Source organism: Streptomyces sp. NPDC048521 (genome assembly GCF_043199855.1).
Taxonomy (GTDB): Bacteria; Actinomycetota; Actinomycetes; order Streptomycetales; family Streptomycetaceae; genus Streptomyces.
This window is the reverse complement of the sequence record NZ_JBICWR010000020.1, coordinates 84,909-106,877: the sequence shown is the minus strand read 5'-3', so window position 1 is coordinate 106,877 and position 21,969 is coordinate 84,909. Positions and strand designations below refer to the sequence as shown.

Annotated in this window: 19 protein-coding genes and 2 pseudogenes; 13 read left to right on the top strand and 8 right to left on the bottom strand. The window is 69.7% G+C overall.

What is annotated here, in order from left to right:
* Window positions 1-698 precede the first annotated feature (698 nt).
* The gene (locus ACGFRF_RS34490; RefSeq protein ID WP_393746810.1) at window positions 699-1,655 is read left to right on the top strand and encodes a cupin domain-containing protein; all 957 of its coding nucleotides are present in this window, start codon (window positions 699-701) and stop codon (window positions 1,653-1,655) included.
* A 624-nt stretch (window positions 1,656-2,279) separates the two neighbouring features.
* Here ACGFRF_RS34490 and ACGFRF_RS34485 read toward each other — a convergent pair.
* Entirely contained in the window at window positions 2,280-4,061 is a 1,782-nt protein-coding gene (locus ACGFRF_RS34485) for a hypothetical protein (RefSeq protein WP_393746808.1), read from the bottom strand.
* A 271-nt stretch (window positions 4,062-4,332) separates the two neighbouring features.
* On the opposite strand from ACGFRF_RS34485, the gene ACGFRF_RS34480 reads away from it, so the two are divergent.
* Together ACGFRF_RS34480 and ACGFRF_RS34475 are read left to right on the top strand one after the other, a co-directional pair.
* Window positions 4,333-4,569, top strand: a complete 237-nt coding sequence (locus ACGFRF_RS34480; protein WP_393746900.1) for a hypothetical protein — start codon at window positions 4,333-4,335, stop codon at window positions 4,567-4,569.
* Between the two features lie 352 nt (window positions 4,570-4,921).
* Window positions 4,922-5,722, top strand: a complete 801-nt coding sequence (locus tag ACGFRF_RS34475) for a maleylpyruvate isomerase N-terminal domain-containing protein (protein WP_393746806.1) — start codon at window positions 4,922-4,924, stop codon at window positions 5,720-5,722.
* Window positions 5,723-5,985: 263 nt separating this feature from the next.
* On the opposite strand, the gene ACGFRF_RS34470 is transcribed toward ACGFRF_RS34475, so the two are convergent.
* A complete protein-coding gene (locus ACGFRF_RS34470; protein ID WP_393746804.1) occupies window positions 5,986-6,135 on the bottom strand; it encodes a hypothetical protein in 150 nt (49 codons plus the stop codon).
* A gap of 124 nt (window positions 6,136-6,259) precedes the next feature.
* The gene (locus ACGFRF_RS34465) at window positions 6,260-6,982 is read right to left on the bottom strand and encodes a dienelactone hydrolase family protein (protein ID WP_393746802.1); all 723 of its coding nucleotides are present in this window, start codon (window positions 6,980-6,982) and stop codon (window positions 6,260-6,262) included.
* Between the two features lie 447 nt (window positions 6,983-7,429).
* Here ACGFRF_RS34465 and ACGFRF_RS34460 point away from each other — a divergent pair, with 447 nt between their 5' ends.
* Entirely contained in the window at window positions 7,430-7,828 is a 399-nt protein-coding gene (locus ACGFRF_RS34460) for a hypothetical protein (RefSeq protein ID WP_393746800.1), read from the top strand.
* Between the two features lie 238 nt (window positions 7,829-8,066).
* Entirely contained in the window at window positions 8,067-8,702 is a 636-nt protein-coding gene (locus ACGFRF_RS34455; RefSeq protein WP_393746798.1) for an HAD family hydrolase, read from the top strand.
* A 49-nt stretch (window positions 8,703-8,751) separates the two neighbouring features.
* Here the strand turns inward: ACGFRF_RS34455 and ACGFRF_RS34450 are convergent.
* A pseudogene (locus tag ACGFRF_RS34450) lies at window positions 8,752-9,092 on the bottom strand (hypothetical protein).
* A gap of 36 nt (window positions 9,093-9,128) precedes the next feature.
* On the opposite strand from ACGFRF_RS34450, the gene ACGFRF_RS34445 reads away from it, so the two are divergent.
* Window positions 9,129-10,001, top strand: a complete 873-nt coding sequence (locus tag ACGFRF_RS34445; RefSeq protein WP_393746796.1) for a TetR/AcrR family transcriptional regulator C-terminal domain-containing protein — start codon at window positions 9,129-9,131, stop codon at window positions 9,999-10,001.
* Between the two features lie 243 nt (window positions 10,002-10,244).
* Window positions 10,245-10,736: a nucleotidyltransferase domain-containing protein gene (locus ACGFRF_RS34440; protein ID WP_393746795.1), complete on the top strand. Its 492-nt coding sequence runs from the start codon at window positions 10,245-10,247 to the stop codon at window positions 10,734-10,736.
* A gap of 482 nt (window positions 10,737-11,218) precedes the next feature.
* Here ACGFRF_RS34440 and ACGFRF_RS34435 read toward each other — a convergent pair whose 3' ends face one another.
* The 3 genes and pseudogenes from ACGFRF_RS34435 to ACGFRF_RS34425 form a co-directional block, all read right to left on the bottom strand.
* Window positions 11,219-11,944: an SDR family NAD(P)-dependent oxidoreductase gene (locus tag ACGFRF_RS34435; RefSeq protein WP_393746889.1), complete on the bottom strand. Its 726-nt coding sequence runs from the start codon at window positions 11,942-11,944 to the stop codon at window positions 11,219-11,221.
* 127 nt (window positions 11,945-12,071) lie between these two features.
* Window positions 12,072-12,215, bottom strand: a pseudogene (locus ACGFRF_RS34430) (IMP dehydrogenase); the annotation flags it as partial.
* 458 nt (window positions 12,216-12,673) lie between these two features.
* Entirely contained in the window at window positions 12,674-13,687 is a 1,014-nt protein-coding gene (locus tag ACGFRF_RS34425) for a LacI family DNA-binding transcriptional regulator (RefSeq protein ID WP_393746793.1), read from the bottom strand.
* Between the two features lie 148 nt (window positions 13,688-13,835).
* Here ACGFRF_RS34425 and ACGFRF_RS34420 point away from each other — a divergent pair, with 148 nt between their 5' ends.
* The 4 genes from ACGFRF_RS34420 to ACGFRF_RS34405 all read left to right on the top strand — a co-directional run bounded on the left by ACGFRF_RS34420 (window position 13,836) and on the right by ACGFRF_RS34405 (window position 19,019).
* Window positions 13,836-15,656 carry a glycoside hydrolase family 2 protein gene (locus ACGFRF_RS34420; protein WP_393746791.1) on the top strand — a complete coding sequence of 607 codons (1,821 nt, stop codon included), beginning with the start codon at window positions 13,836-13,838 and terminating at the stop codon, window positions 15,654-15,656.
* A gap of 139 nt (window positions 15,657-15,795) precedes the next feature.
* Window positions 15,796-17,139, top strand: a complete 1,344-nt coding sequence (locus ACGFRF_RS34415; RefSeq protein WP_393746789.1) for an extracellular solute-binding protein — start codon at window positions 15,796-15,798, stop codon at window positions 17,137-17,139.
* Window positions 17,140-17,173: 34 nt separating this feature from the next.
* Window positions 17,174-18,079 (top strand): carbohydrate ABC transporter permease, encoded by a 906-nt coding sequence (locus tag ACGFRF_RS34410; protein ID WP_393746786.1) that lies wholly within the window; start codon window positions 17,174-17,176, stop codon window positions 18,077-18,079.
* Window position 18,080: 1 nt separating this feature from the next.
* Window positions 18,081-19,019, top strand: a complete 939-nt coding sequence (locus tag ACGFRF_RS34405) for a carbohydrate ABC transporter permease (RefSeq protein ID WP_393746784.1) — start codon at window positions 18,081-18,083, stop codon at window positions 19,017-19,019.
* A gap of 205 nt (window positions 19,020-19,224) precedes the next feature.
* Here ACGFRF_RS34405 and ACGFRF_RS34400 read toward each other — a convergent pair whose 3' ends face one another.
* Window positions 19,225-19,665, bottom strand: coding sequence for a hypothetical protein (locus ACGFRF_RS34400; RefSeq protein ID WP_393746782.1), 441 nt, complete (start codon window positions 19,663-19,665; stop codon window positions 19,225-19,227).
* 302 nt (window positions 19,666-19,967) lie between these two features.
* Here ACGFRF_RS34400 and ACGFRF_RS34395 point away from each other — a divergent pair, with 302 nt between their 5' ends.
* Window positions 19,968-20,780 carry a phytanoyl-CoA dioxygenase family protein gene (locus tag ACGFRF_RS34395; protein WP_393746780.1) on the top strand — a complete coding sequence of 271 codons (813 nt, stop codon included), beginning with the start codon at window positions 19,968-19,970 and terminating at the stop codon, window positions 20,778-20,780.
* 223 nt (window positions 20,781-21,003) lie between these two features.
* Window positions 21,004-21,870, top strand: a complete 867-nt coding sequence (locus ACGFRF_RS34390) for a GyrI-like domain-containing protein (RefSeq protein ID WP_393746778.1) — start codon at window positions 21,004-21,006, stop codon at window positions 21,868-21,870.
* The last annotated feature ends 99 nt before the right edge of the window (window positions 21,871-21,969 follow it).

The following is a 21,969-nucleotide window of genomic DNA, read 5'->3' as shown; positions in this document are numbered from 1 at the left end:
CGGCGCCCCACGCCGGCACAGGCGGCAAGAGCAGTGGTCGACAACCCCTGCTCAGAGATCTACTCCTGGATCTCCTTCGCGCCCATCGAGAGCCACGCCCGGCGAAGGAAGTCTGGCGGGACTGCCTGCGGAAACATCCAGATCGCTCTCCCAGTAACCAGGTCGTGCGTAACACGCTGGAAGGACTGGTCGCCGAGGGTCGTGTCGAGCGACACAAGCAGGGTCACGCGGTCACGTACGCGATCGTCGAGTCGACGCGCGGAGAATAATGAGGCGGCCAACCGGGCCCCACACAGCAGACGCACACCTGACGGACGTCACGTGCCCCTGCCCGTAGTAGGCCACGGCAGGTGCGATTGCGGAGGTCCAGCCGCTCGACGACCCAGGGCGCGGTTGCGTCTCCAACGCACACAGCCCGGCGGGCCTGATGGGGCCCCTGTTCGTTCAGCTCCGGCCGACGCGGGCGGCCTGGGGTCTTCGGCTGTCCGCGGGTGCAGGACGGGGCCCTGGCCGCTGACAGCGGGTGCCCGCGAGGCCAACGTACGTGCCAGGCCCGCCCGTCACACCCAAGTGCGTCGACCACCATGGCCGCAGAGACCCGGAGGCGCGCGCGATTCCCTGCCCTCACAAGGTAGGAGCCCTGGACTAGACTCACAAAGATAATGAGTCTGGCAGAAACTATAGACCGTCCAATGCTGATGGACCCTCTTGAAGACGTCCTCGCTCTCGTCGAGGTCCGCGCGGAGCGGGCGTCGACGCTGACCGGACGCGGGGACTGGGCCTTGCGTTTCCCAGCTCCCGCGGGTGCGAAGTTCAACTCCGTCCTCGTCGGCTCCTGCATGCTCGACACACCCGGGCTGGACCACCCGCTGACGCTACGCGCAGGCGACTCCTTCCTCCTCACCCGACCGCAGGAGTTCGTCCTCGCTACCTCGCCACAGAGCAGCGTGCAGCCGGCCTCCCCCCTCTTCCGTGTGACAGGCGGAGCAAGCGCTGAGGTCGGATCCATCGACCAGCCGGTGACCGCACGCCTGGTCGGCGGGAGCTTCACCTTCGGCCGGCGCGCCCGCGAGCTCCTGCTCGACGCACTTCCCCCAGTGATCCATCTCCCTGCCCACGCAGAGGGCGCGGCCATGCTCCCTCACCTCCTGAGCAGGATCGACCAGGAGGCCCGTACGGGCGGCCTCGGCGCGAACGTGATCACCGAGCACCTCGCCGTGGTGTTGCTCATCGATGTCGTCCGCCACCACCTCACCCATCACCCGGACCAGACCGGCTGGTTGCACGGCCTCAGCGACCCGGTGGTCTCCGCGGCCCTCCGAGCCATGCATGCCGACCCCGCCCGACGCTGGACGGTCAGGCTGCTCGCGGACATCGCACACGTCTCCCGCTCGACACTCGCCGCACGCTTCAAAACCGCCGTCGGCCAAGGACCTCTCGAGTACCTCACTCGGTGGCGCCTCGAACTGGGGGCACACCGGCTCACCGCAACCGACCAGACGATCGCCACCATCGCCGGTGCCGTGGGTTACGGCTCCGAGGCGGCCTTCGCGCTCGCCTTCAAACGCGAACTCGGCACTCCGCCGGGCAGCTACCGCAGGGAGTCCCGCAAACAGGACGCGGCGCGAGCGGCTTCTCCTCCGGCGGGAGGCTAGGTGAGGGGGCGCGGGGAGAGGTCACGCGACGGCTCCCCCACCCCGCCACGCCTGGCGACAAGGAACCAATGTCGCGGGATGGCACAGCCAGGGAGGCGCCCGCCGGCCAGCCGCGCACCGGTCGACGGAATCCGTCGGCCGCCCCGGCGTCACGCGCGCACCGCCGCGCCCCGTCATGCCCGCGCCGCCGGCCGCCGAGCCGGCCCGGGTGGCGGAGACGTACACCGCGTGCGCGTGCGAGGGTGGCACGGGTGGCCCCGACGACGCCGGGCACTGTGCATTCTGTCGCTGCCGCGTGCCCTGGTACCCGGACGGCTACAGAGCCGAGGCCGGACCACGGCCGGTCTGCTGGGGCCGCTGGACCACCCGCCCGTCTGCCGATGAGCGGGCGTTGCGGGGCTGCCCGGAGCCGGTGCGGACGTGATCCGTGCGGTGGCGTCGATGTCCGCGCCGGTCGGCCGCACACCGCTGCCCACCAAGTGGAGCGAGTGAGCATCGATCACACCGGAAACCTGCTCACTCGCTCCATCCACCGTGCCTGCATCCGGCACCCATGCCTACCACCACACGTGACCGGGCTCGGTACGTGCGGTCGGGGCGGCCTCTCGTCAATGGGCCCGAGGCCTACTCGGCATCGCTGGTCGTGGCCTCGGATCCGGTCGGTTCCGTAGACCTCGTGCCGGTGCTCCCGCCCTTCTTGCCCGTCTCGATGGGGGTGTGGCGCCGCCGTTGCAGCTCATCGCGTTCGACGTCCGGGATCGTCATCGACTCGGCAAGCACGGCGGCGAGCGCGTCCACTTGAGTGCGGTCGATGTCAGCGTGGAAGAGCCACCGGATGTTCTCGTCGCGCGTGATGAGGTCGATCGCCAAACGCGCGGTTCGGTCCTGTGCGGTCGCTGCTCGGACGTATCGCACTCGGTCGATCGGGATGCCTTGCCGGATCTCGCCTTGCTCAAGGAATGCGTTCGCCTTGGCCGTGATGATGCGGCGGTCCGTGACGGCGACCAGTGTCTTTGCCGCGGCCCTGTCCTTGTCCCTCGCTGCGGCCAACTTCTCCTTCGCTCCGCCGAGGATCGCAGAAATCGGACCGAGGGCATCGAGCTGGTCGGGGAAGCCGAGGACACGTACGGTCTCACCGTCCTCGAGGAACCATCGCAGGATGCGAAGGTACGGCTCGAGATCCAGCGATGTCGGCGCGCAGACGACCTCCGGAGCCTCGAGCGGAGGGGCCGGCGGATGGAGAACATCGGCAAGCGGCTCGAGCGCCTCCAGAAGACGGGCGGAGGTCTCGCGGGCTGCCTTCGAATCCCTCCGCTTCCCCGTCAGTGACTGTGACAGCGTGTCGCGTCCGGGGAGCTCGGCGACGATGCGTAGCTCCCGCGTCAGCGCGTCGACGAGGCTCGTCGTCTCGGCGAGAGCGGAATCGAGCTCCGTGCGAGTGTCGCGCGCGATGACGTCGACGAGCCGTGCCTCGTCAGCGTCTTCGCGTCCAGCGGCTCTCGCCTTCCCGGCGCGGAGCGCCTGATACCCGGTCCATGCCTTGACGGAGGACAGGAGGGCGTTGGCGTCGAAGAGGATCGCCTCGGCGTTCGCCTGGAGATACTCACGGCGCTGACGTGTGTCGGGCCGATCGATCTGGCCGACGTGGCCGCGGACGTTCCGTCGGTACAGGTCGAGCTGCTTACGCAGTGCCGCTTCACTACCCGCGACGCTGTCCCACAAGGAGGTTGGCACCGATCCGACCTGTCGCGCCTGGTCGACTGCGCGATCGACGGTGGCGACGAGCCCCGTCAGTTCGGCCCACTGCTCGTTGCGGATGCTGGTGAGTACCTGGCTCGTCAGCGCGACGTTCGTCCTGACAAGGCCCGTGACCTCACTCAGCTGCATCTGAAGGGCGACCATGGCCAGCGCCGGCCCGACCGAGGCCGAGGTCCGCGCCTTGTTCACCGCGGTCAGGGGGATGAGGCGGGCCTGACCGACGATCTTGCCGTTGGCGAACACTGCCCCGAGGTTCGCGCCGTCCTTGACGGCGAGCGTTCCGCCGGCGTTCAGCAGGGCCCGTGTCGCGTCGCTGATTTTGTAGAGCCCCTGCACACCGGCGAATGCGTTCCCGAGGTTGCCGGCCACGGTCGCCGTACTTCCGATCGAGGCCAGGACTGCGGTGATCTGCCGACGGTCGGCGGCCGGCACGATCCCGAAGTCGATCAGATCGGACTTGAGTTCCGCCGGGACGTCACCGAAGACGAAAGCAACCCCTGGGAGCACCTCCGCCAGGACCGTCGACGCCGTCGCCGAGTCGATGTCCGGGTCGGGTATCGGATCGTCCGCAACAGGTGAGTCGGCGGTACTGATCTGGCGGTTCTCCTCAGGCTCGGCGATCTCCATCGAGTCCGAAGGGTCCTGCATCCGATCTCCTCCCCGCGAGGGCGCGCAACGGCCAGACGTCGTCGGCGTTTCACTGCCGAAGTCTACGGCTCGACGCCCTGCGGTTCGGTGACAACCCACGTTCCGTTCCGTCGCTTCGCGAACGTCAGGAGTCACCCGCGCCACGACGGGCGTTCGATGCCGGCAAGCTCCAGTGACCACGCCGGCGGCCGTGCCGCGTTCCGCGCGGATGCCGAGCCTTGTCATTCCGCGGGGCGTGGGCCGGTCGGCCGACGTGTGCGGTTAGGGGACCGTGGCCGGGCTCGTCGAGGGGGCGCCGTGGCTGCTCACGTGTGTGTCCCGTCCTTCTGCCGTCCGGATCGGAGGTGAACTGGTAGGACGGCAACTGCTGGAACAGGCCGGGCCGTTCGGCGAGCTGCTGGTAGGTGCCCTCCTGCACGATCCGGCCTTCGTCGAGGACCACGATCCGGTCGGTGACGGCGACGTTGGTGATGCGGTGGGTAACGGGTCCGCCGGGGTCAGATCGTGACAGACGTTCTCTTGCAGGGTGTCGGTCGCCCCGGGTGGGCTCTGACGGGACGGAGGGACACTCGAACGCGTGACGTCGCTCCTTCGTGGTCTTGCCTCCAGCCGTCATCAGCGCTCGGCTGGGGCGGCACCGGGTGGGAGATGCCGACCTTCAGGCGGGGGATCGGATCAGCGCGCGTGCTCCAGGGCCTCGTTCCAGGCATCGATCTGGGGCGGGTCGAAGAGCGGCGTCTCGGGACCATCGAGGTACGAGAACAGGGCGTCATCCGAGGGAGCCCGGCTCATACCGCGCGCTCGCCGCGTGGCTGTGAAAATCGCTGTCCGATTGTGGAACGAGGTGATAGAGAGTCCATGTGACGACGACCCTCGAGTTCCCCGTTCTCCTGCGACTGATCGACGAACGGTCGACCGCCTTCCGCACTGCGATCGCCTTCGCGCCCGGCCTCGACGTGCAGGTGCCGACCTGCCCGGAGTGGACGCTGTTCGATCTGGCGCAGCACATCGGCGAGGGGCGCCGCGCCTGGGCCGCCACCGTCGCCGCGGGGCCTGCCGCTCCGGCCAAGTCCGAAGCGGAGGGCGCCCCCGCTGCGCCTCGGGAGCGCGAGGCCCTGCCGGCCTGGTTGGCGGAGTCCACGGAGCAACTGCTGGACGCACTGCGGGAGGCCGGCCCGGATCGCGGTTGCTGGACATGGTGGGGTGCGTCCCAGTCGCCGCAGACCTGTGGCGCCGTCGCCCGGCACCAGCTCCAGCAGATCGCGGTGCACACCTACGACGCCCAGGTCACTGTGGGTGCCCCGGAGCCGCTGCCGGATGAGGTGGCGCTCGACGGCATCGAGGAGTTCCTGTCCACCTGCGTCGCAACGACGAGTGCCTGGCCGCACAAGCCCACCGCCTTCGACTTCCACGCCACCCAGGGCCACTCCTGGCGCCTCACGGTCGACGGCGACGGCGCACGATCCACCCGTATCCCCGCGCCGCGCACGACGCGCGTCACCGCTGCCGACGAGGGCCCGGACACGGCCGGCGTCTCCGTCCGCGGCACGGCCAGTGAGCTGGTCCTCTACTTGTACGACCGCATCCCGGCGGACTCCCTGCAGATCGACGGAGACGCAGGTCTGTTCGATTTGCTTCGCGCGTGGGAGCCGGAGGAGTAGGACGTACGATGCGCCCCCTCCTCCGCCCCGAGGGCATGCCTCCGACCAACGGCTGCAGCCCTGGGCGGTAGCTCGGGGCCGCGATCGACCGGTGAGGGGCCGATATGCTCCCCGCTGTCAGCGCCTCGCTCAGTGGAGATCACCGCGGACATGGGTGGCTTGTGCGAGCCGGCTCGCATAACCGGGCCTGAGCGGTTCCTTTGTTCCTGGGTGTGTCACCGCCGGGCGAATCCAGCGGTGACGCACCGCTGTTCATGACCTTCTCAGTACGGTGCCATCACCAGATCGCCGATGACCCGCAGCCCGACCTGGGCCGCCAGCCACGGTGCGCGTTCGGCCTCGGTCTGCTTGACGTGGACGAAAACCGTGTGATCGGTCGCGGGCTCCTCCAGGTCGAGGTCGCGGGTTTGCACTGCCCGGCAGGTGAAGTACCTGCACCTGCCGGGTACCGCCATCGAGGAGGGCCGGGACCTGTCCTCGATGACGGCATCCTGGCCGGCACCGCCTACCGTCTGCCGCCCGCCGGACGGCCCGGCCTCACTTCAGGTGCCGGTCCAAGAACCGGCACCCGTCCTCCAGTTCGAACCACGGGGTGCCGATGTGCCCTCCCGGATTGGCGTGCAGCGTCTTCTCCTTGCTGCCGAAGGCGTCGAACAGGTCCAGGGCCCGTTGCCGGGGGTTCCCTTCGTCGTCCCACTGCAGCAGGAACAGCAGCGGAATGGTGACCTGCCGGGCTTCCTCGCGCTGGGCACGGGGCACGTACCCCCCGGCGAAGAAGCCTGCGGCCGCGATGCGCGGCTCAACCACCGCCAGCCGAATGCCGAGGGCGGTCCACCCCCCGGAGTATCCGACCGGGCCGCCGATCTCGGGCAGTTCAAGGAGGGCGTCCAGAGTGGTCTGCCATTCCGGGACCGCGTTCTCCACCAGCGGGCCGATGAAGGACTCCAAGATCTCGTCGACCGGCTCGCCGGCCTGCATCGCCCGCCGGAGGTCGGCACGGGCCTGCTCGTCGGCGGCGGAACGGGGACGGTCACCGCACCCGGCGGCGTCGATGGTGGCCACCGCGTAGCCGCGCGCCGCGGTGTACCGGGCCCGGGCCACCAGCCGGGGATCCGCCTTGGGCAGGCCGTTGTTGTGGGCCATCAGGACCAGCGGGGTCGGCGCGGATCCGGGCGTCCACAGGGTGCCGGGGATCTCGCCGAGGATGAATTCGCGCTCGAGGACGCCGTCGTCGAGGTGCTGTTCTGAAGTGAATTGCATGGTCGAGCCTTTCGGGAGTGCTCAGAGACGGCGCTCCCGGACGACCTATCGCCCGACCGTGACCCCGGAGGGGAGCACCCATGTCGATACTGTGTTCACGGGTACCACCTCCTCGTTCTTTCGCACGGCCTCCAGGAGGCTAGCAGTGGCCGCAGTGGTTCGCCAACGCGTTTTTGCGCAGGCTCCGCGGCCGGACTCGATCCCGCGGACTGCTGTGATCCGCTCTTCCCGGAACGGTTCAACGAGAGCGGCGACCACTGCGGCCGGTGCCTTGGCACACGAAGCCAGCGGTTCTACGCCAGATGTTCGGCCGAGCCGGTTCCAGCGTGCTACGCAAGCGCGTATTGCTGGCCACCTGATGAACCACCGGCTCTCGGTGATAGGACTTCCCTCTACAGAAAGATGATGAGAAGGCGACAGCCGGTCCAGTTGGGCCTGGACGCTCTGATGGCCGGCATCGAGGCTCCCTCGCTTCCCCTGCTGGCCGGCCTCGCGCGTGGTGAGTATCCGCAGGCCCGCGAGCTGTTCGACCTTGTGCTGGAGGAGTCGGGTCTGCTGCCGCTGACCTCAGAAGATCTTGCCAAGGCGCGATGGACCGCGGCCCAGTGGTGGGCCGGCCAGATCGTGGCGTGCCAACTCGATCCCGTGCACGGAGCGAAGCTGATCCATGAGGAAGCTGCAGCCGAACTCGACTACCCCGACGCGCTGCAACCCATCGTTGATCTGGCGAGAGCGCTCGACCTGCCGAAGGATCAACCTCCGGACCAGCAGCACATTCGCGACCGGGTTACCTCCGCGGCGCGAGACTTTCTCGCCACAGAAGCCCACCAGAACCACAGCCTTTGAGCTACGTCGCGTCGACGAGTTCTGACGTCGTCGTCCGGCCGAGGTCTCGGCGGATCGTCACGAATTCGAAGGCACCAGCTGATACAGCCGAGTCGTGTCGGCGGCTCGCAACAGGGCTGCCACAAGGCTCCAAGATTGCTTGACCTTGCCCCAGAGGGAGGGACAACAGTGTCTTCATAGATCACACGAGCGGGCGGTGTGCGCTCGCCGGCCGGCAGGACGAAGAGGGGGAGTTCGAGTGACGGCGACCTGCGTCATTCTCGATATCGGTGGCGTGCTGGAGATCACGCCGGAAACGGGGTGGGTGCAGCGGTGGGAAGAGCGGCTGGCGCTGCCGCTGGGCACTGTGCATGAGCGGATGCGCGACGTGTGGCACGCCGGGAGCGTCGGCCACATCAGCGAACACGACGTGCACTGGGAGGTAGCAGCCCGCTTGGGGCTCGACGCGCCCCGGGTGGAAGCCTTCATGGCGGATCTTTGGGCGGAATATCTGGGAACGCCCAACGAGGAACTCATCGCTTATGTGCGAGGGCTGCGAGGAAGCTGCAGGCTGGGCATCCTGAGCAACAGCTTCGTCGGTGCCCGCGAGCGAGAGACCGCGCTGTACCACTTCGACGAACTGGTCGAGCAGATCGTGTACTCACACGAGATCGGCATCGAGAAGCCGGACCCACGTGCCTTCGAGGCCGCATGCGCCGGCCTGGAGGTGCGGCCGCAGAGCTGTCTCTTCATCGACGATTTCGCAGTGAACGTCGAGGCTGCACAGGCGGTGGGTATGCAGGCGCATCTGTTCGAGGACAACGCCCGGACGATCAGGCGCATCGCAGCTCATCTGGACGCTGGTCTCCGAGTTGAAGGGCGTGTCCCCCGGTGACCACACACGGACACCAAAAGATTGACCCCGCCCCCGCGATAGTCCGTTCTCATGCGTCGCGAGGCGAGGTGGGCAGACGCTCCGTATCGCCGCCAAAGGGCAGGAACACGGCTCGGGTGGCGAGGAGCCACTCGCCGTCGACCTTCTGAAACGTGTCCTCGTAGTGACCGACGTTGGCAGGGAGCCGCGGCGGAAGCATCCCGTCAACGTAACCGTCGACACGGTAGGTCACCAGGTATGAGGTCGCGGTCACCCTCGGTACGACGGCCCCCCGTGAGCCCACTCCCAGACCCCGTTGGCGGTGAACAGATCGGCTACCGAACCGGGGTCTCCGTGATCGAGACGGCGGCAGGCGAGCCCACCAGTACGAGAGCCTGCACGGCGACGCAGGGGAGCGGGAGGTGGAGCGGTGCGGGGTTGGAAGGGATGTCAGTGGTGGCGGGCAGACTGTGGGACATGGCTTCGGTAACAACAGAGCATTACGCCTGGATACGTTCCTCCCCGGTGTTCCGGAGTGCGATCAGCGGCGGATACGGCCTGACACTCGTACAGGGCGTGTCCCCCGGCGGCGTACTGCGTGCGATGGGGGCGGAACCGCAGGGCACCTGCACGGGAGTGGACGCGCTGATCGAGCGGCATGCGGACCTGCGCGGCGCCACGGACTACTGGCCGAACCGAGAGCGGATCGTGCGAGCGGCGATCCGGTTGGCCGACGAGGACGGCCTGGAAGCGGTGTCGCTTCGCAAGGTCGCCGCCGCGCTGGGCGTCGGGCCGATGCGGCTGTACGGCTACATCGCCGGCAAGGAGGAGCTGCTCGACCTGATGGTCGACGCGGTCCACGCCGAGATCCGGCCGGTCGGAGACGGCTGGCGGGAGGTGCTTCGGTCTCTTGCCGAAACCACCCGGCAGGCCGCCCACGAGCACGAGTGGCTCGCCGATCTGCTCGGTGGGCGACCGCAGCTCGGGCCGCACGCGCTGGCCAGGGGAGAGGCCGTGGTGGCCGCGCTGGACGGCGTCGACGTGGACGCCATCATGCCGGTGGTCACCGCGGTCGACGCGTACGTGATCGGCGCGGTGCGTCGGGAGATCGCCGAGCGGCGTGCCGAGCGGGCCACCGGGATGGACGAGAGGCGGTGGCAGGCCTCCCTCGGGCCCTATCTGGAGCGGACCTTCGCCACCGGCCGATTCCCCGCGCTGGCGACGGTGGTGCGCGACGCCGCCCACCTGGACGCCGACCACACCTTCCGGATCGGCCTCGACTTCCTGCTCGACGGCATCGAAGCCGGCATCTCAAGGTGACGAGCGGCCGAAGGACCGGACCCGTGCCACCGAAGCCCCACGCGACCCGTCTCATCGGATCGTGCCGGGCTGAGGCCACTGACCTGCGGGGTGGCAGGTTGAGTCGCGCCTCACAGAGGGCGGGACAAGGCGCCCCCGGAAGGGCTGCGGCCGGCGTCGAGTAGGCAGGTTCTGACCGGGCTCAGCCGCAGTCGAGGAATTCGTTCGCCGCCCGAGGTGATCGCTTCTAGCCTGCGTCCTGTGATGACGGCTGAAGACGTGTTGTCTGTCCTGGCTCTGCTGCGACGGGCGGAGGTAGATGTCTGGATCGGTGGAGGATGGGGGATAGACGCTCTGATCGGCGAACAGACCCGAGACCACCGTGACTTGGACCTGATGCATCGGCAGGACCAGGAAGCCGCTGTGGTGGCGGCTCTCGCTGAGGCGGGCTTCGTGGAGAGCCTGAGCTGGAGGCCCATCCGTTTTGTCGTCACGGCTCCGGACGGCCGGGAGATCGACCTTCATCCCCTCGTCTTCGGAGACGACGGCTCGGCGGTGCAGGCGTCACCCGAACCGGAGCGTCCGTTCATCTATCCCTCCTCATGCTTCGTGACAGGCACTGTCAAGGGGACGACCGTCCCGTGTTTGTCCGCCGAGCAACAGGTGTACTTCCATCAGGGATATGAGCCCACGGAGCGCGATCGGCACGACATGGCTCAACTCCGCCGGGTCTTCGGGATCGCCACCCACTTCTGAGGACCAAGCCCAAGCCGCCGCGCCGCTGCCCGTCGCCCTTCGGCGAGAGCTGACGTGGCAACTGCATCCGGCCGGCCCCGATCATCCCTGGCGCGCGCGGCGCTTCAGTTCCGGATGGGGCACACGTGGCGAGCTGGAGCACCACCCGGCACGGCCCGATCCGGTGGTGGAGTTCCTAGCCCACACAGACGGGGCAGGCGTTCCGCAGCCCGTGGTGATCACCACGGCCGAGTACGGCAAGGCCTCCGTGGTCGGGACCGGTGCCGGGTGTGCGTACGACCGGTGTCACCATCGCCGACGAGATCGGCGGCGAGGAGCGCTTCGATCCGGCAGTGCTCGCCAGGCCTGTCTCGACCTGCACCACCAGCCCGAGAGCGAGTGGCAGCACGAACTGCTGCGCGACTGAACCTTCCACGGGCCCGCACTGAAAGGTTCCACGCCGACGGAGTGGAGCCCCTCGGTGCGCTGTCCGCGATGACCGCTCAGAGCTGGGTACCTGTCTCCTCGGCCAGCGTCTGCAGAAGGCGGTCCTGGAACGCCTCGTCGTGGACGGCGCGGTGCGGTTCCTGCCGCCGGCGGTGGTACCAGTACCCGCCCGAGGTCAGGGCCTCGGAGTCGTCACTCGTCGCGAGCCACTCCTGCGTGCGATGGCCGAGTTCCAGATCGTCCGGTGCGCCCGGCCCACCCATCTTCGTCGGCACCCAGCCGGGATCCACGGCATTGCTCAGGACGCCGGGACGCAGGCGGGCCACTGCGGCTGCGAGGGCCGTGACGAACAGCTTGCTGTCGGCGTACGAGCCCGCACGCTCACCCCGCCAGTCGACCCCGGTCAGCGAGGGACGCCCGCTGAAGTGCGAGCCGCTGCTGAGGTACACCAGCCGGCGTGGCCCGCGCAGCAGGGCCGTGAGCAGGTACGGGGCGATGATGTTGACCGGCATGACAGGACGCCCGCTCCACACTCCGGCGTTGTGGATGACGGCATCCAGCGGCTCGGCGTCGTTGAGCTCGGCGGCGATACGCCGTACGGCGTCACGGTCGGTGAAGTCGCCGACCACGATGCCCGCCCCGCGGTCGACCAACGCGTCGAGACCCGCTGCACGCTCCTGGTTCCGGGCGTGCACGACCACGTCATGCCCCTCGGCCAACAGGGAATCCGCCGCGGCACGTCCCAGACCGTCCGCCGAACCGGTCACCAGGACCCGGCTCACGAACGCACCATCCTGCACATGACTGCTCCTCGCATAGCAGTGTTCCTTCCCTTCATTGTCGCCCGCCGGGGCCCGGTCAGGCTTCGTGGAGCCCGTCGTCCCGGCGGGCTCAACTCGCCCGGCGGCACGTCCTACCGGGGCCGGCCTGGGACGCCACCGCGCCGAACGAGCCGGTCCCCAGCACGTCGGAGGCCGAAAGGAGGCTGTAGATCAGGTCGTCGGAGGGCGTGCCCGGGGTGGCGACCAAAGCGCCGTCGGCGAGCGGAACGCGCATGTACCCCGCCCGTGGCGTTCCACGGGCGCGCCCTGCACCACTCACACTGGCGGCTCGTGCCTGGTGAGCCCGACAGTGGTGTCCGGGGGGAGGGGGATCGGCTCGGTGCCGAGGTTGGTGATCACCCCGATGGGGCCGTTGCTGACGTGCAGGACGTGGTCGGGGGAGGGCGTCCAGCGGAAGTCTCCCGCTCCGAGCCGGTAGTGGCGGTGCAGGGTCAGCAGGCGCCGGTAGAGGCGCAGCGTCGAGCCGGAGCGGTCGAGCTGCGCGGATGCCGCGTAGGTGCCGTCCGGCGTTCGCGAAGGCCTGCCGGGCCCGGGCCGGCGGGCGGCCGCCCGGTGGTGAACGGAAGCAAACTGACCGGGGCAACCGGCAGAGCGCCGACGTGCCGGTGACGCGCGCCGAGGGTGTGCAGCCGGCCCGGCGGACGCCGGCAAGCCGCCCGCCGGGGCGGTTCAGCCCGTGCTGCTCTCCCGCACGATCAGCCGGTGCTCCACGATGTGGTCCACGCCGTGCTCAGCGGTCGGCCGGTCTATCCGGTCGACCAGCAGGGTCACCGCGGTGGTGGCGATGGCCGACTTGTCCGGGGCGATCGTGGTGAGGCTGGGGACGCTGAAGCGGCCTGCCTCGATGTCGTCGAAGCCGACCACGTCGATGTCCTGCGGGGCCCTCAGCCTGGCCTCGTGCAGGGCGCGCAGGGCCCCCAGGGCCAGGTGGTCGTTGAGGCACAGCAGCGCGTCCGGACGCAGGTCCCGCTCCAGCACCGCCGCGACGGCTCTGGCTCCGTCGAGCCAGTGGAAAGCGTCGACCGGCACGACCAGTTCGGCCTCGAAGGGGACGCCCGCCGAACGCAGGGCCGCCCGGTAGCCCTGCGTGCGCAGCCGGTCGGTTCCCTGCGGTCCCGAGACGGCGCCGCCGATGACCGCGATGCGCCGTCGCCCGCGCGCCAGCAGGTGCTCGGTCGCCTCCCGAGCGGCGGCGACGTTGTCGATGCCCACGTGGTCGGCGGTTCCGGCCGCGCTGCGCTCGCCCAGCAGCACGACGGGCAACCGCGTGTCCCGAGTGGCGAGATCGCGTGGCAGCAGGGACAGCGGGCTGAGGATGACCCCGTCGGTGAACTGCGCGTCGAATCCGTGCAGAGCGGCTCGTTCTCGCTCCCGCACGCCACCGGTCTGGTGGATGAGCACCGTCAGGCCGCGCTGGTCGGCAGCCGCCATCACGTGCTTGGCCAGCTCGGAGAAGTAGGCCACGTCCAGTTCCGGCACCGCGAGCGTGATCATCCCGGTGCGGCCGCGGCGCAGCTGGCGGCCGGCGATGTTGACGCGGTAACCGAGCGCCTCGATGGCCTCGCGTACGGTCGCTCTGGTCTTCTCCGAGACGTGTTCGTAGTCGTTGATCACGTTGGAGACCGTTTTCGGGGAGACGCCCGCGTACTCGGCGACGTCCTTGATCCTGGGTCTGGCGGCCACGTTCGTCTTCCTTCCGACCGGCGCGATCTTATCGACTGTCACGAAACGGTTTCGAGCCACCCTCTCCTCGACCGACGTATTTACATCGATGTAATCGGCGTGATGCCATAGGCCGCGCACGACCCGACCAGGCAACACGAGGAGCACCATGGCCCTCCCGCACCCGCCCGACCTGCCGCGCCCCGAATACCCGAGGCCGCAGTTCGTCCGCGACGCGTGGCTCAATCTCAACGGCCCGTGGCAGTTCGAGATCGACCGCTCCGACACCGGACTGGAGCGCGGGCTGCAGCAGCGCGAGCTGACGGACACGATCACCGTCCCGTTCTGCCCCGAGTCCACTCTGTCGGGGATCGGCGAGACGGACTTCCTCGAGGCGGTGTGGTACCGGCGCACCGTGACCGTGCCCGCCGAGTGGACCGGTTGCCGTGTGCTGCTGCACTTCGGCGCCGTCGACCACGACACCACGGTCTGGGCGAACGGCATCGAGGTGGCCCGGCACCGCGGGGGTTTCACCCCGTTCACCGCGGACCTCGACGGCATCGCCGAGCCCGGCGCCGAGGTGACGCTCGTGGTCCGCGCCCGCGACAGCCGGCACGGTGTGCAGGCCCGTGGCAAGCAGTCCACCTGGTACGCCAACTCGCACTGCCACTACACCCGCACCACCGGCATCTGGCAGACCGTCTGGATGGAGCCGGTGCCCCGGTCGATCGCCCTGAAGCGTCCCCGGATCACCCCCGATCTGTCGTCGAACAGCTTCTTCCTCGAGCTGCCGCTGACCGCCAACCTGCCCGGCCACCGGGTGCGTGCGGTGCTCAGCGACGCGCTCGGGGACGTGGTGGCGGCACAGGCGCGCGCCGACCTGGACCTGTGCCCGCGCCTCGCGCTCACCGTGCCGGAGGACCGGGTACGGCTCTGGGCGCCGGGCGACCCGCACCTGTACGGGCTGCGGCTGGAGGTGCTGGACGCCGACGGCGTGGTCGTCGACTCGGCGACCTCCTACGCCGGCCTGCGCTCGGTGTCCCTGCACGGCAGGCGGCTGCTGCTCAACGGCGAACCCGTCTTCCAGCGCCTGGTGCTGGACCAGGGCTACTACCCCGACGGGCTGATGACCGCGCCGAGCGACGAGGCGCTGGTGAAGGACATCGAGCTGGGCATGGCCGCCGGATTCAACGGCGCCCGGCTGCACCAGAAGGTGTTCGAGGAGCGCTACCTCTACCACGCCGACCGGCTCGGTTACCTGGTGTGGGGCGAGTTCGGCGACTGGGGCTGCGAGACGGGCGTGCGCGACGACAACCAGCGCCCCGACGCCTCGTACGTGACCCAGTGGCTCGAAGCCCTGGAGCGCGACCACTCGCACCCCTCGATCATCGGCTGGTGCCCGCTCAACGAGACCTACCAGCCCCTGCACGACCGCATCACCCGGCTCGACGACGTCACCCGGGCCATGTTCCTGGCAACCAAGCAGGCCGACCCCACCCGGCCCGTGATCGACGCCTCCGGCTACGCCCACCGCGTCCCGGAGACCGACGTCTACGACTCCCACTGCTACGAACAGGACCCGGCCGCCTTCGCCCGGACCATGTCCGGCCTGGCCGAGGACAAGCCGTTCGTCAACACCGGCCCCGACGCGCGGCCCTGGTCGGTGCCGTACCGGGGACAGCCCTACTTCTGCAGCGAGTTCGGCGGGATCTGGTGGGACCCGGAGGCGGTGCAGGCGTCCGGCAGCGCGGTGGCGACGTCCTGGGGCTACGGCGAACGGCCCAGGACCGAGGAGGAGTTCCTCGAACGCTTCACGGGGCTGACCGGCGTGCTGCTCGACGACCCGGACATGTTCGGGTACTGCTACACGCAGCTCACCGACGTGTTCCAGGAGCAGAACGGCCTCTACCGCTTCGACCGCTCCGTCAAGCTCGACATCGAGCGGATCCGCCGGGCGCAGTCCCGCCCGGCGGCCTATGAACGCGACTGAGCCGGCGGTCGGGCGCCACCGCGGCGGCCGACGCCTTCCGATGGCGGTTACAACGATGTAAAAGTGGGTGGCCCGGGTGAGCCGGGCGGTGAGCTGTTCCTCCGGCTCACCCGGGCCGCCCGGTCAGGGAAGGAACGACATGACCGACAGGCCGGAACCAGCGGGAGGGCGGGGGCCGACCCGGCGCCGGGTCCTTACGGCCGCGCTCGCCTCGGGGACGGTGCTCCTCGGCGGGGGAGCACTCAGCGGCTGCGGATCCGCACAGGCCGCGAACGCCTCGACGGTGCGGCTGTGGGACCTGTTCAGCGGGGCCGACGGCGGACTGCTCAACGACATGGTCAAGGCCGCGCGGCCCGACATGCCGGGGACACGTGTCGAGCGCACGGTCCTGGAATGGGGCACGCCGTACTACACCAAGCTCGCCATGGCCTCGGCCGGCGGGCGGGGCCCCGACGTGGCCATCGCCCACATGTCCCGGCTCGCCGGCTACGCGCCCACCGGCCTCCTCGACCCCTGGGACCTGGATCTCCTGGCCGAGTACGGCATCACCAGGAGCGCCTTCACCGACGCCGTCTGGGAACGGACCCAGTTCCAGGGCCGGACCTACGCCGTCCCGTTGGACACCCACCCCTTCATCGTCTTCTACCACCCCGAACCGGCCGCCAAGGCGGGACTGCTCAAGAGCGACGGCAGCCTGGACGCCGCGGCGTTCTCCTCCCCGGACGCGTTCCTCAAGGCCGGCCGGGAACTGGCCAAGGCGTCCGGCGAGCAAGGCATCGCCTTCGGATACGTCACCGACACCGCGCAGGGCTGGCGGCTGTTCTACGGCCTGTACCGGCAGACCGGCGGCCGCTTCGACCTGCCGCAGGGCGGGCCCGCCGAGGTGGACTTGGACCGTATGGCCGAGGTCATCGCGTTCATGGCGAAGATCGTCGATGGCCGGGTCAACCCCAAGCGGCTCGACTACAGCGCCGCCATCGCCTCCTTCGCCAACCGGCAGACGGCGATGATCCTCTCGGGCGAGTGGGAACTGGGCACCTTCCGCACCGCCGATCCCAAGGTGGGAGCGGCTCCTTTCCCGACCGTGTTCGGCACCCCGGCCGTCTACGCCGACTCGCACTCCTTCGTCCTGCCGCGCCACCCCGACCCGGACCCCGAGCGGCGCCGCCGCACCCACCGCGCCGTGGCCGCCCTGCTCAAGGCCGGCCAGATCTGGGCCACCGCCGGGCACATCCCCGCCTACGGCCCCGTCACCCGTACCGAGGCCTACGCCAAGCTCCAGCCGCAGTCGCACTACGCGCAGGCGCAGCAGCACGTCGTCCTGGACCCGTCGGTGTGGTTCGCCGGAGCGGGCTCGGACTTCCAGAACTCCATGTCCCAGGTCCTGCAGCAGGCCCTCCTCGACGGTCTCTCCCCCGACCGCGCGGCGCGCGCGATGGTGCGGCGCCTGAACACCTTCCTTTCCCAGCCCAGCCCGGCCTGACCCGGCCGCGATCCATCGCGCAGGAGGAACGACGATGTCCTCTCCCCACGCCTCGCCCCGCTCCGGGGCCCCGTCGGTGCGCCGACTGGTCCCCCCGGGTCTGCTCTTCGCACTCCCCTTCCTCGCCCTGTTCGCCCTCTTCATGGTCTGGCCACTGGCCCAGGGCCTGTGGATGAGCCTGACCGACACCTCCCTGTCGGCCCACGCCCCGGACTTCATCGGCGTGGACAACTTCACCGAGGCCTTCAAGGACGCCGAGATGTGGCGCGCCCTGGGGCACACCGTGTGGTTCACCGTCATCTCGACGGTGCCACTGGTCGCCGTCGCACTCGGCATGGCCCTGCTCGTACACACCGGACTGCCCGGCCAGTGGGTGTGGCGCCTGGCCTTCTTCGCGCCCTACCTGCTGCCCGTCGGCGTCGTGAGCCTGCTGTGGATCTGGCTCTACCAGCCGGACCTCGGACTGCTCAACCACCTGCTCGACCTGGTGGGCGTCGGGCCGGTCAACTGGCTCAGCGACGAGTCGGTGACGATGTGGGCGATCGCCCTGACCACGCTGTGGTGGACGGTCGGCTTCAACTTCCTGCTCTACCTGGCGGCCCTGCAGGCCATACCGGACCACCTGTACGAGGCCGCGGCCATCGACGGAGCCGGGGCCTGGCGCCGACTGTGGTCGATCACCCTGCCGCAGCTCAGCCGGATCACCATGGTCGTCACCGTGCTGCAGATCCTGGCCTCCCTGAAGGTCTTCGACCAGGTGTACCTGCTCACCAAGGGCGGCCCCAACGGCTCCACCCGCCCGATCGTCGAGTACGTCTACGACGTGGGCTTCACCGGCTACCGGCTCGGCTACGCCTCCGCGATCAGCTACATCTTCTTCGCCCTCGTCCTGCTCGCCTCCGCGGCCCAGTACGCCGCCCTCCGCCGCCGGGAGAAGTGACATGACGTCCACCGACCTGCCCGTCCGCACCCCATCGGCCTCGCGTCTTCCACGGGCCGCCCGGCCGGCGGCGTCCCGGCAGCCCCGCCTGCGCGGCAACCACCTCGTCCTCGGCGACAGCCGCGCGGCCCGCGTGCTCGCCCTCGCCGTGCTCGCCGTCCTGGGCCTCATCTGGCTGCTGCCGATGCTGTGGGCCGTGCTGACCGCCTTCAAGTCCGAGCAGGACGCGAGCGATTCCCAGCACTGGGTGTGGCCGCGCCACGGCCTGACGCTCAGGGGCTTCAGCACCGTGTGGGAGCGCGGCGACCTGCCGCTGTGGATGCTCAACAGCTTCCTGATCGCCGCGGCGGTCACCGTGGTCACCGTGCTGGTCTCGGCCATGGCCGGCTACGCCTTCTCCCGCACCCTCTTCGCCGGCCGGCGCGTCCTGTTCGCGCTGACGGTGGCCGCCGTACTCGTACCGCCGCAGATCCTCATCGTGCCGTGGTTCCGGCAGATGCTGACGCTGCACCTGGTCGACACCTACGCGGCGGTGATCCTGCCGCAGACCGTCGCCCCGGTGATGGTCTTCATCCTGAAGAAGCACTTCGACTCACTGCCGCGCGAGCTGGAGGAGGCGGCGCGGATCGACGGCGCGGGACACTGGCGCATCTTCTGGTCGGTGCTCCTGCCGCTGTCGCGGCCGATGCTGGCCGCCGTCGCGATCTTCGTGTTCATCGGCGCCTGGAACAACTTCCTGTGGCCGTTCGTGTCGACCTCGGACCCGGCGCTGATGACCCTGCCCGTCGGCATCACCTCGGTGAAGGACGCCTACGGCATCCAGTACGCGCAGACCATGGCGTCCGCCGTACTGGCCGCGCTTCCCCTGGTGGTGGTGTTCCTGTTCTTCCAGCGCCAGATCGTCAAGTCCGTCGCCACCACCGGCCTCGGCGGCCAGTGAGGCCCGGGCGACGGGGCGCCCCCACCGGACGCCCCGCGCCGCCGATCCGCCTCGCCGAGGTGTCGGGGACGTTCCAGCGGTCGGCGTGCTGGACTGGTTCGGGACGGCCCCGGCATGCGAGCCGCCGGGGCCGGGCCGTTTCGCACCGTATCCACGGCCGTGTCCCGCCCGGCCTCGTCGAGGAGTACGCCGCGACGACCGGCGCTCAGCAGTAGCCGACCTTCTTGTAGCCCACCCAGAACTCGCCGTTCCCGTTCAGGCTCGCGTCCGTGCCGAGGTGAGCGCCGGTGTGCGCGCCCATGATCCTGCCGATGTTCCCCTGGGACGTGCTGTTGATGTCGATGTACGGCGCGCCGACGTGGCGCATGACGAAGACGGCCGAGGCGTCGCCCGGGGCACGGGTGCCGCTCGCATAGCAGGCGGACTGGTCCTTGCGGCGCAGGACGAGATCGCCGTTGTCCTGCATCGTCAGGGTGTAACCGCTGTTGCAGAGGGCCTGGTTGACGCCCAGGGTGCCTGAGAAGGCAGTACCGACACACGTGACCGCGGCCGCGGCCGGCTGTGCCGCCGCGGTCCCGCTCAACCCGCTCACGGTCACGGCTCCCGCCGCCAGCGCGACGGCCAACGCCCGCTTCGTGCCCACCATTGATTCCCTCCTACGACCGACGGAAGCACCGGGGACGCCGCTGCTGTGCTCGTCCCCGGCTGCTTGATCACCAAGACGCTAATGGCGGCCAGGTGAGGAGACGCCCGGAAGGACCGGACGTCACTCGCCCGGACCAACCGGCCGCGGCGCAGGGCGCGGGTGAGGGGTCGGATGACCGCAGGGCGGTTGCTTCCGGTCTCGGAGGGCAAGAAGGGCTCGGTGAACACCCGACGTGAACACCCGACAAAGGCGGTGCGGAAAATGTCGGGTGATCGGGACCGGTGCCACCGCACGATGAGGGCATGGATGACACGACCTTGGTATCCCGCTTCCTCCGCGACGGCTTCGTGAAGCTGGAGGGTGCCGTGGCACCGCGCGTGGCCGCGGACTGCGCGCGGCTGCTGTGGCGGGAGACGGGCTGCGACCCGGACGATCCAGCGACGTGGACCCAGCCCGTGCACTGGGTGGCCGGCATGGCGCAGGGGCCGTTCGCCGCCGCACCCAATTCCCCGTCCCTGCATCGCGCGTACGACCTGCTCGTCGGCACGGGACGCTGGGAGCCGCGCTACTCGCTGGGCACGTTCCCGCTGCGCTTCCCGCACGAGCAGGAGCCGGACGACGCGGGCTGGCACATCGAGGGGAGCTATCTGCCGGAAGGCGAGAGCTGGTACTTCACGAATGTGCGTTCCCGGGGTCGGGCGCTGCTCATGCTGTTCCTGTTCAGCGAGGTCGGTGAGGAGGACGCCCCGACCCGGATCCGGGTCGGCTCACACCTCGACGTGCCGAAGGTGCTGGAGAAGTACGGGGAGGACGGGGCGAGCGGGCTGGCCCTCGCGCCCGACGTGGTGGCGGCGTCCGACCACCGGCCACTCGCCCTCGCCACCGGGTCCCCGGGCGATGTCTTCCTGTGCCATCCGTTCCTGGTGCACGCGGCGCAACCGCACCATGGGGTGCGGCCGCGCTTCATGGCCCAGCCGCCGCTGATGCCGGCCGCGCCGTACGAACTGGAGCGGGCCGACGGCGCGTACTCGCCCGTGGAGATCGCGATCCGTCGGGGCCTGGGCCGGGAGACCCCCGGTCCGGACGGGGACGGCACCGACTGCGGCGTCGGGTAGACGTGCTTGCTCCGTTCCTGGGACTGGGCGGAGGACCAGTGCCCCGGCAGCAGGCACGTCCGGCAGCGCCGCGTCAGCCGTTGCCGACCATCGGGCGAGTGCTGTCTGCCGCACCGGCTCCCCGGCTGTCAACGGCCGAAAGCAAGGAGCGCCATCATTGTCGGGTTCGCCGTGGTGGGCGCTGTCTGGCGCGGTGGTCGTCAAGAGGAACAGGAGACCGGGCGTGCTGGAGCGGCTGAATCAGGCGATGGAGCACATCGAGCGCCATCTCGACCAGACCGTCGAGGTGGAGGAACTGGCACGCATCGCGGCGACCTCGGAGTATCACCTGCGCCGGATGTTCTCCGCGCTCGCGGGCATGCCGTTGTCGGAGTACATCCGGCGCCGTCGGCTCACCCTCGCGGGCGCCGACGTACTCGCGGGGCGTGAGACGCTGCTGGAGATCGCGGTGCGCTATGGCTACAGCTCCGGCGAGGCGTTCGCGCGGGCGTTCCGTGCCATGCACGGCATCGGGCCGGGCGAGGCCCGGCGTACCGGCGCCGCGCTCAACTCACAGTCCCGGATGGCCTTCCGCCTCACCGTCGAAGGCAGGAGCAGTATGCGTTACCGCGTTGTGGACAAGGCGGGCTTCACCGTCGTAGGGCTCAAGACCCGGATACCGCTGGTGCATACGGGCCCGAACCAGGCGATCATGGACTTCGTCCGCGGGATCGACCCGGAGACCCTGCAGCGCCTGGGGAAGCTGTCGGACCAGGAGCCGCACGGCATCGTCGCGGTCTGCGACGACCTGGACCCCAGCCGCGCCGAGGGCACCGAACTCGACTACTACCACGGCGTGATCACCTCCGGGGCCGCTTGGGAGGGCATGACCACTTTGGCCGTTCCGGCCGGCACCTGGGCGGTCTTCACCACCTCCGGGCCGGCGCCGCAGGCCATCCAGGAGCTGTGGCGGGACGTGTTCACCGAGTGGTTCCCGTCGAACCCGTACCGCACCCGCACCGGCCCTGAGATCCTGCGCACCCGTCTGTCGCCGGAGCAGACCGAGGCCGACGCCGAACTGTGGCTTCCGGTGGAGCCCGAGCACGGCTGAACCAAGCGGCAAGCCCCCGGGGCGGGCCTGTCGTGCGCAGTGCCCCGGACCACAGTGGATGGAACGGCAGCGGCAGCATGTGACTTCTCAGGACCTGCG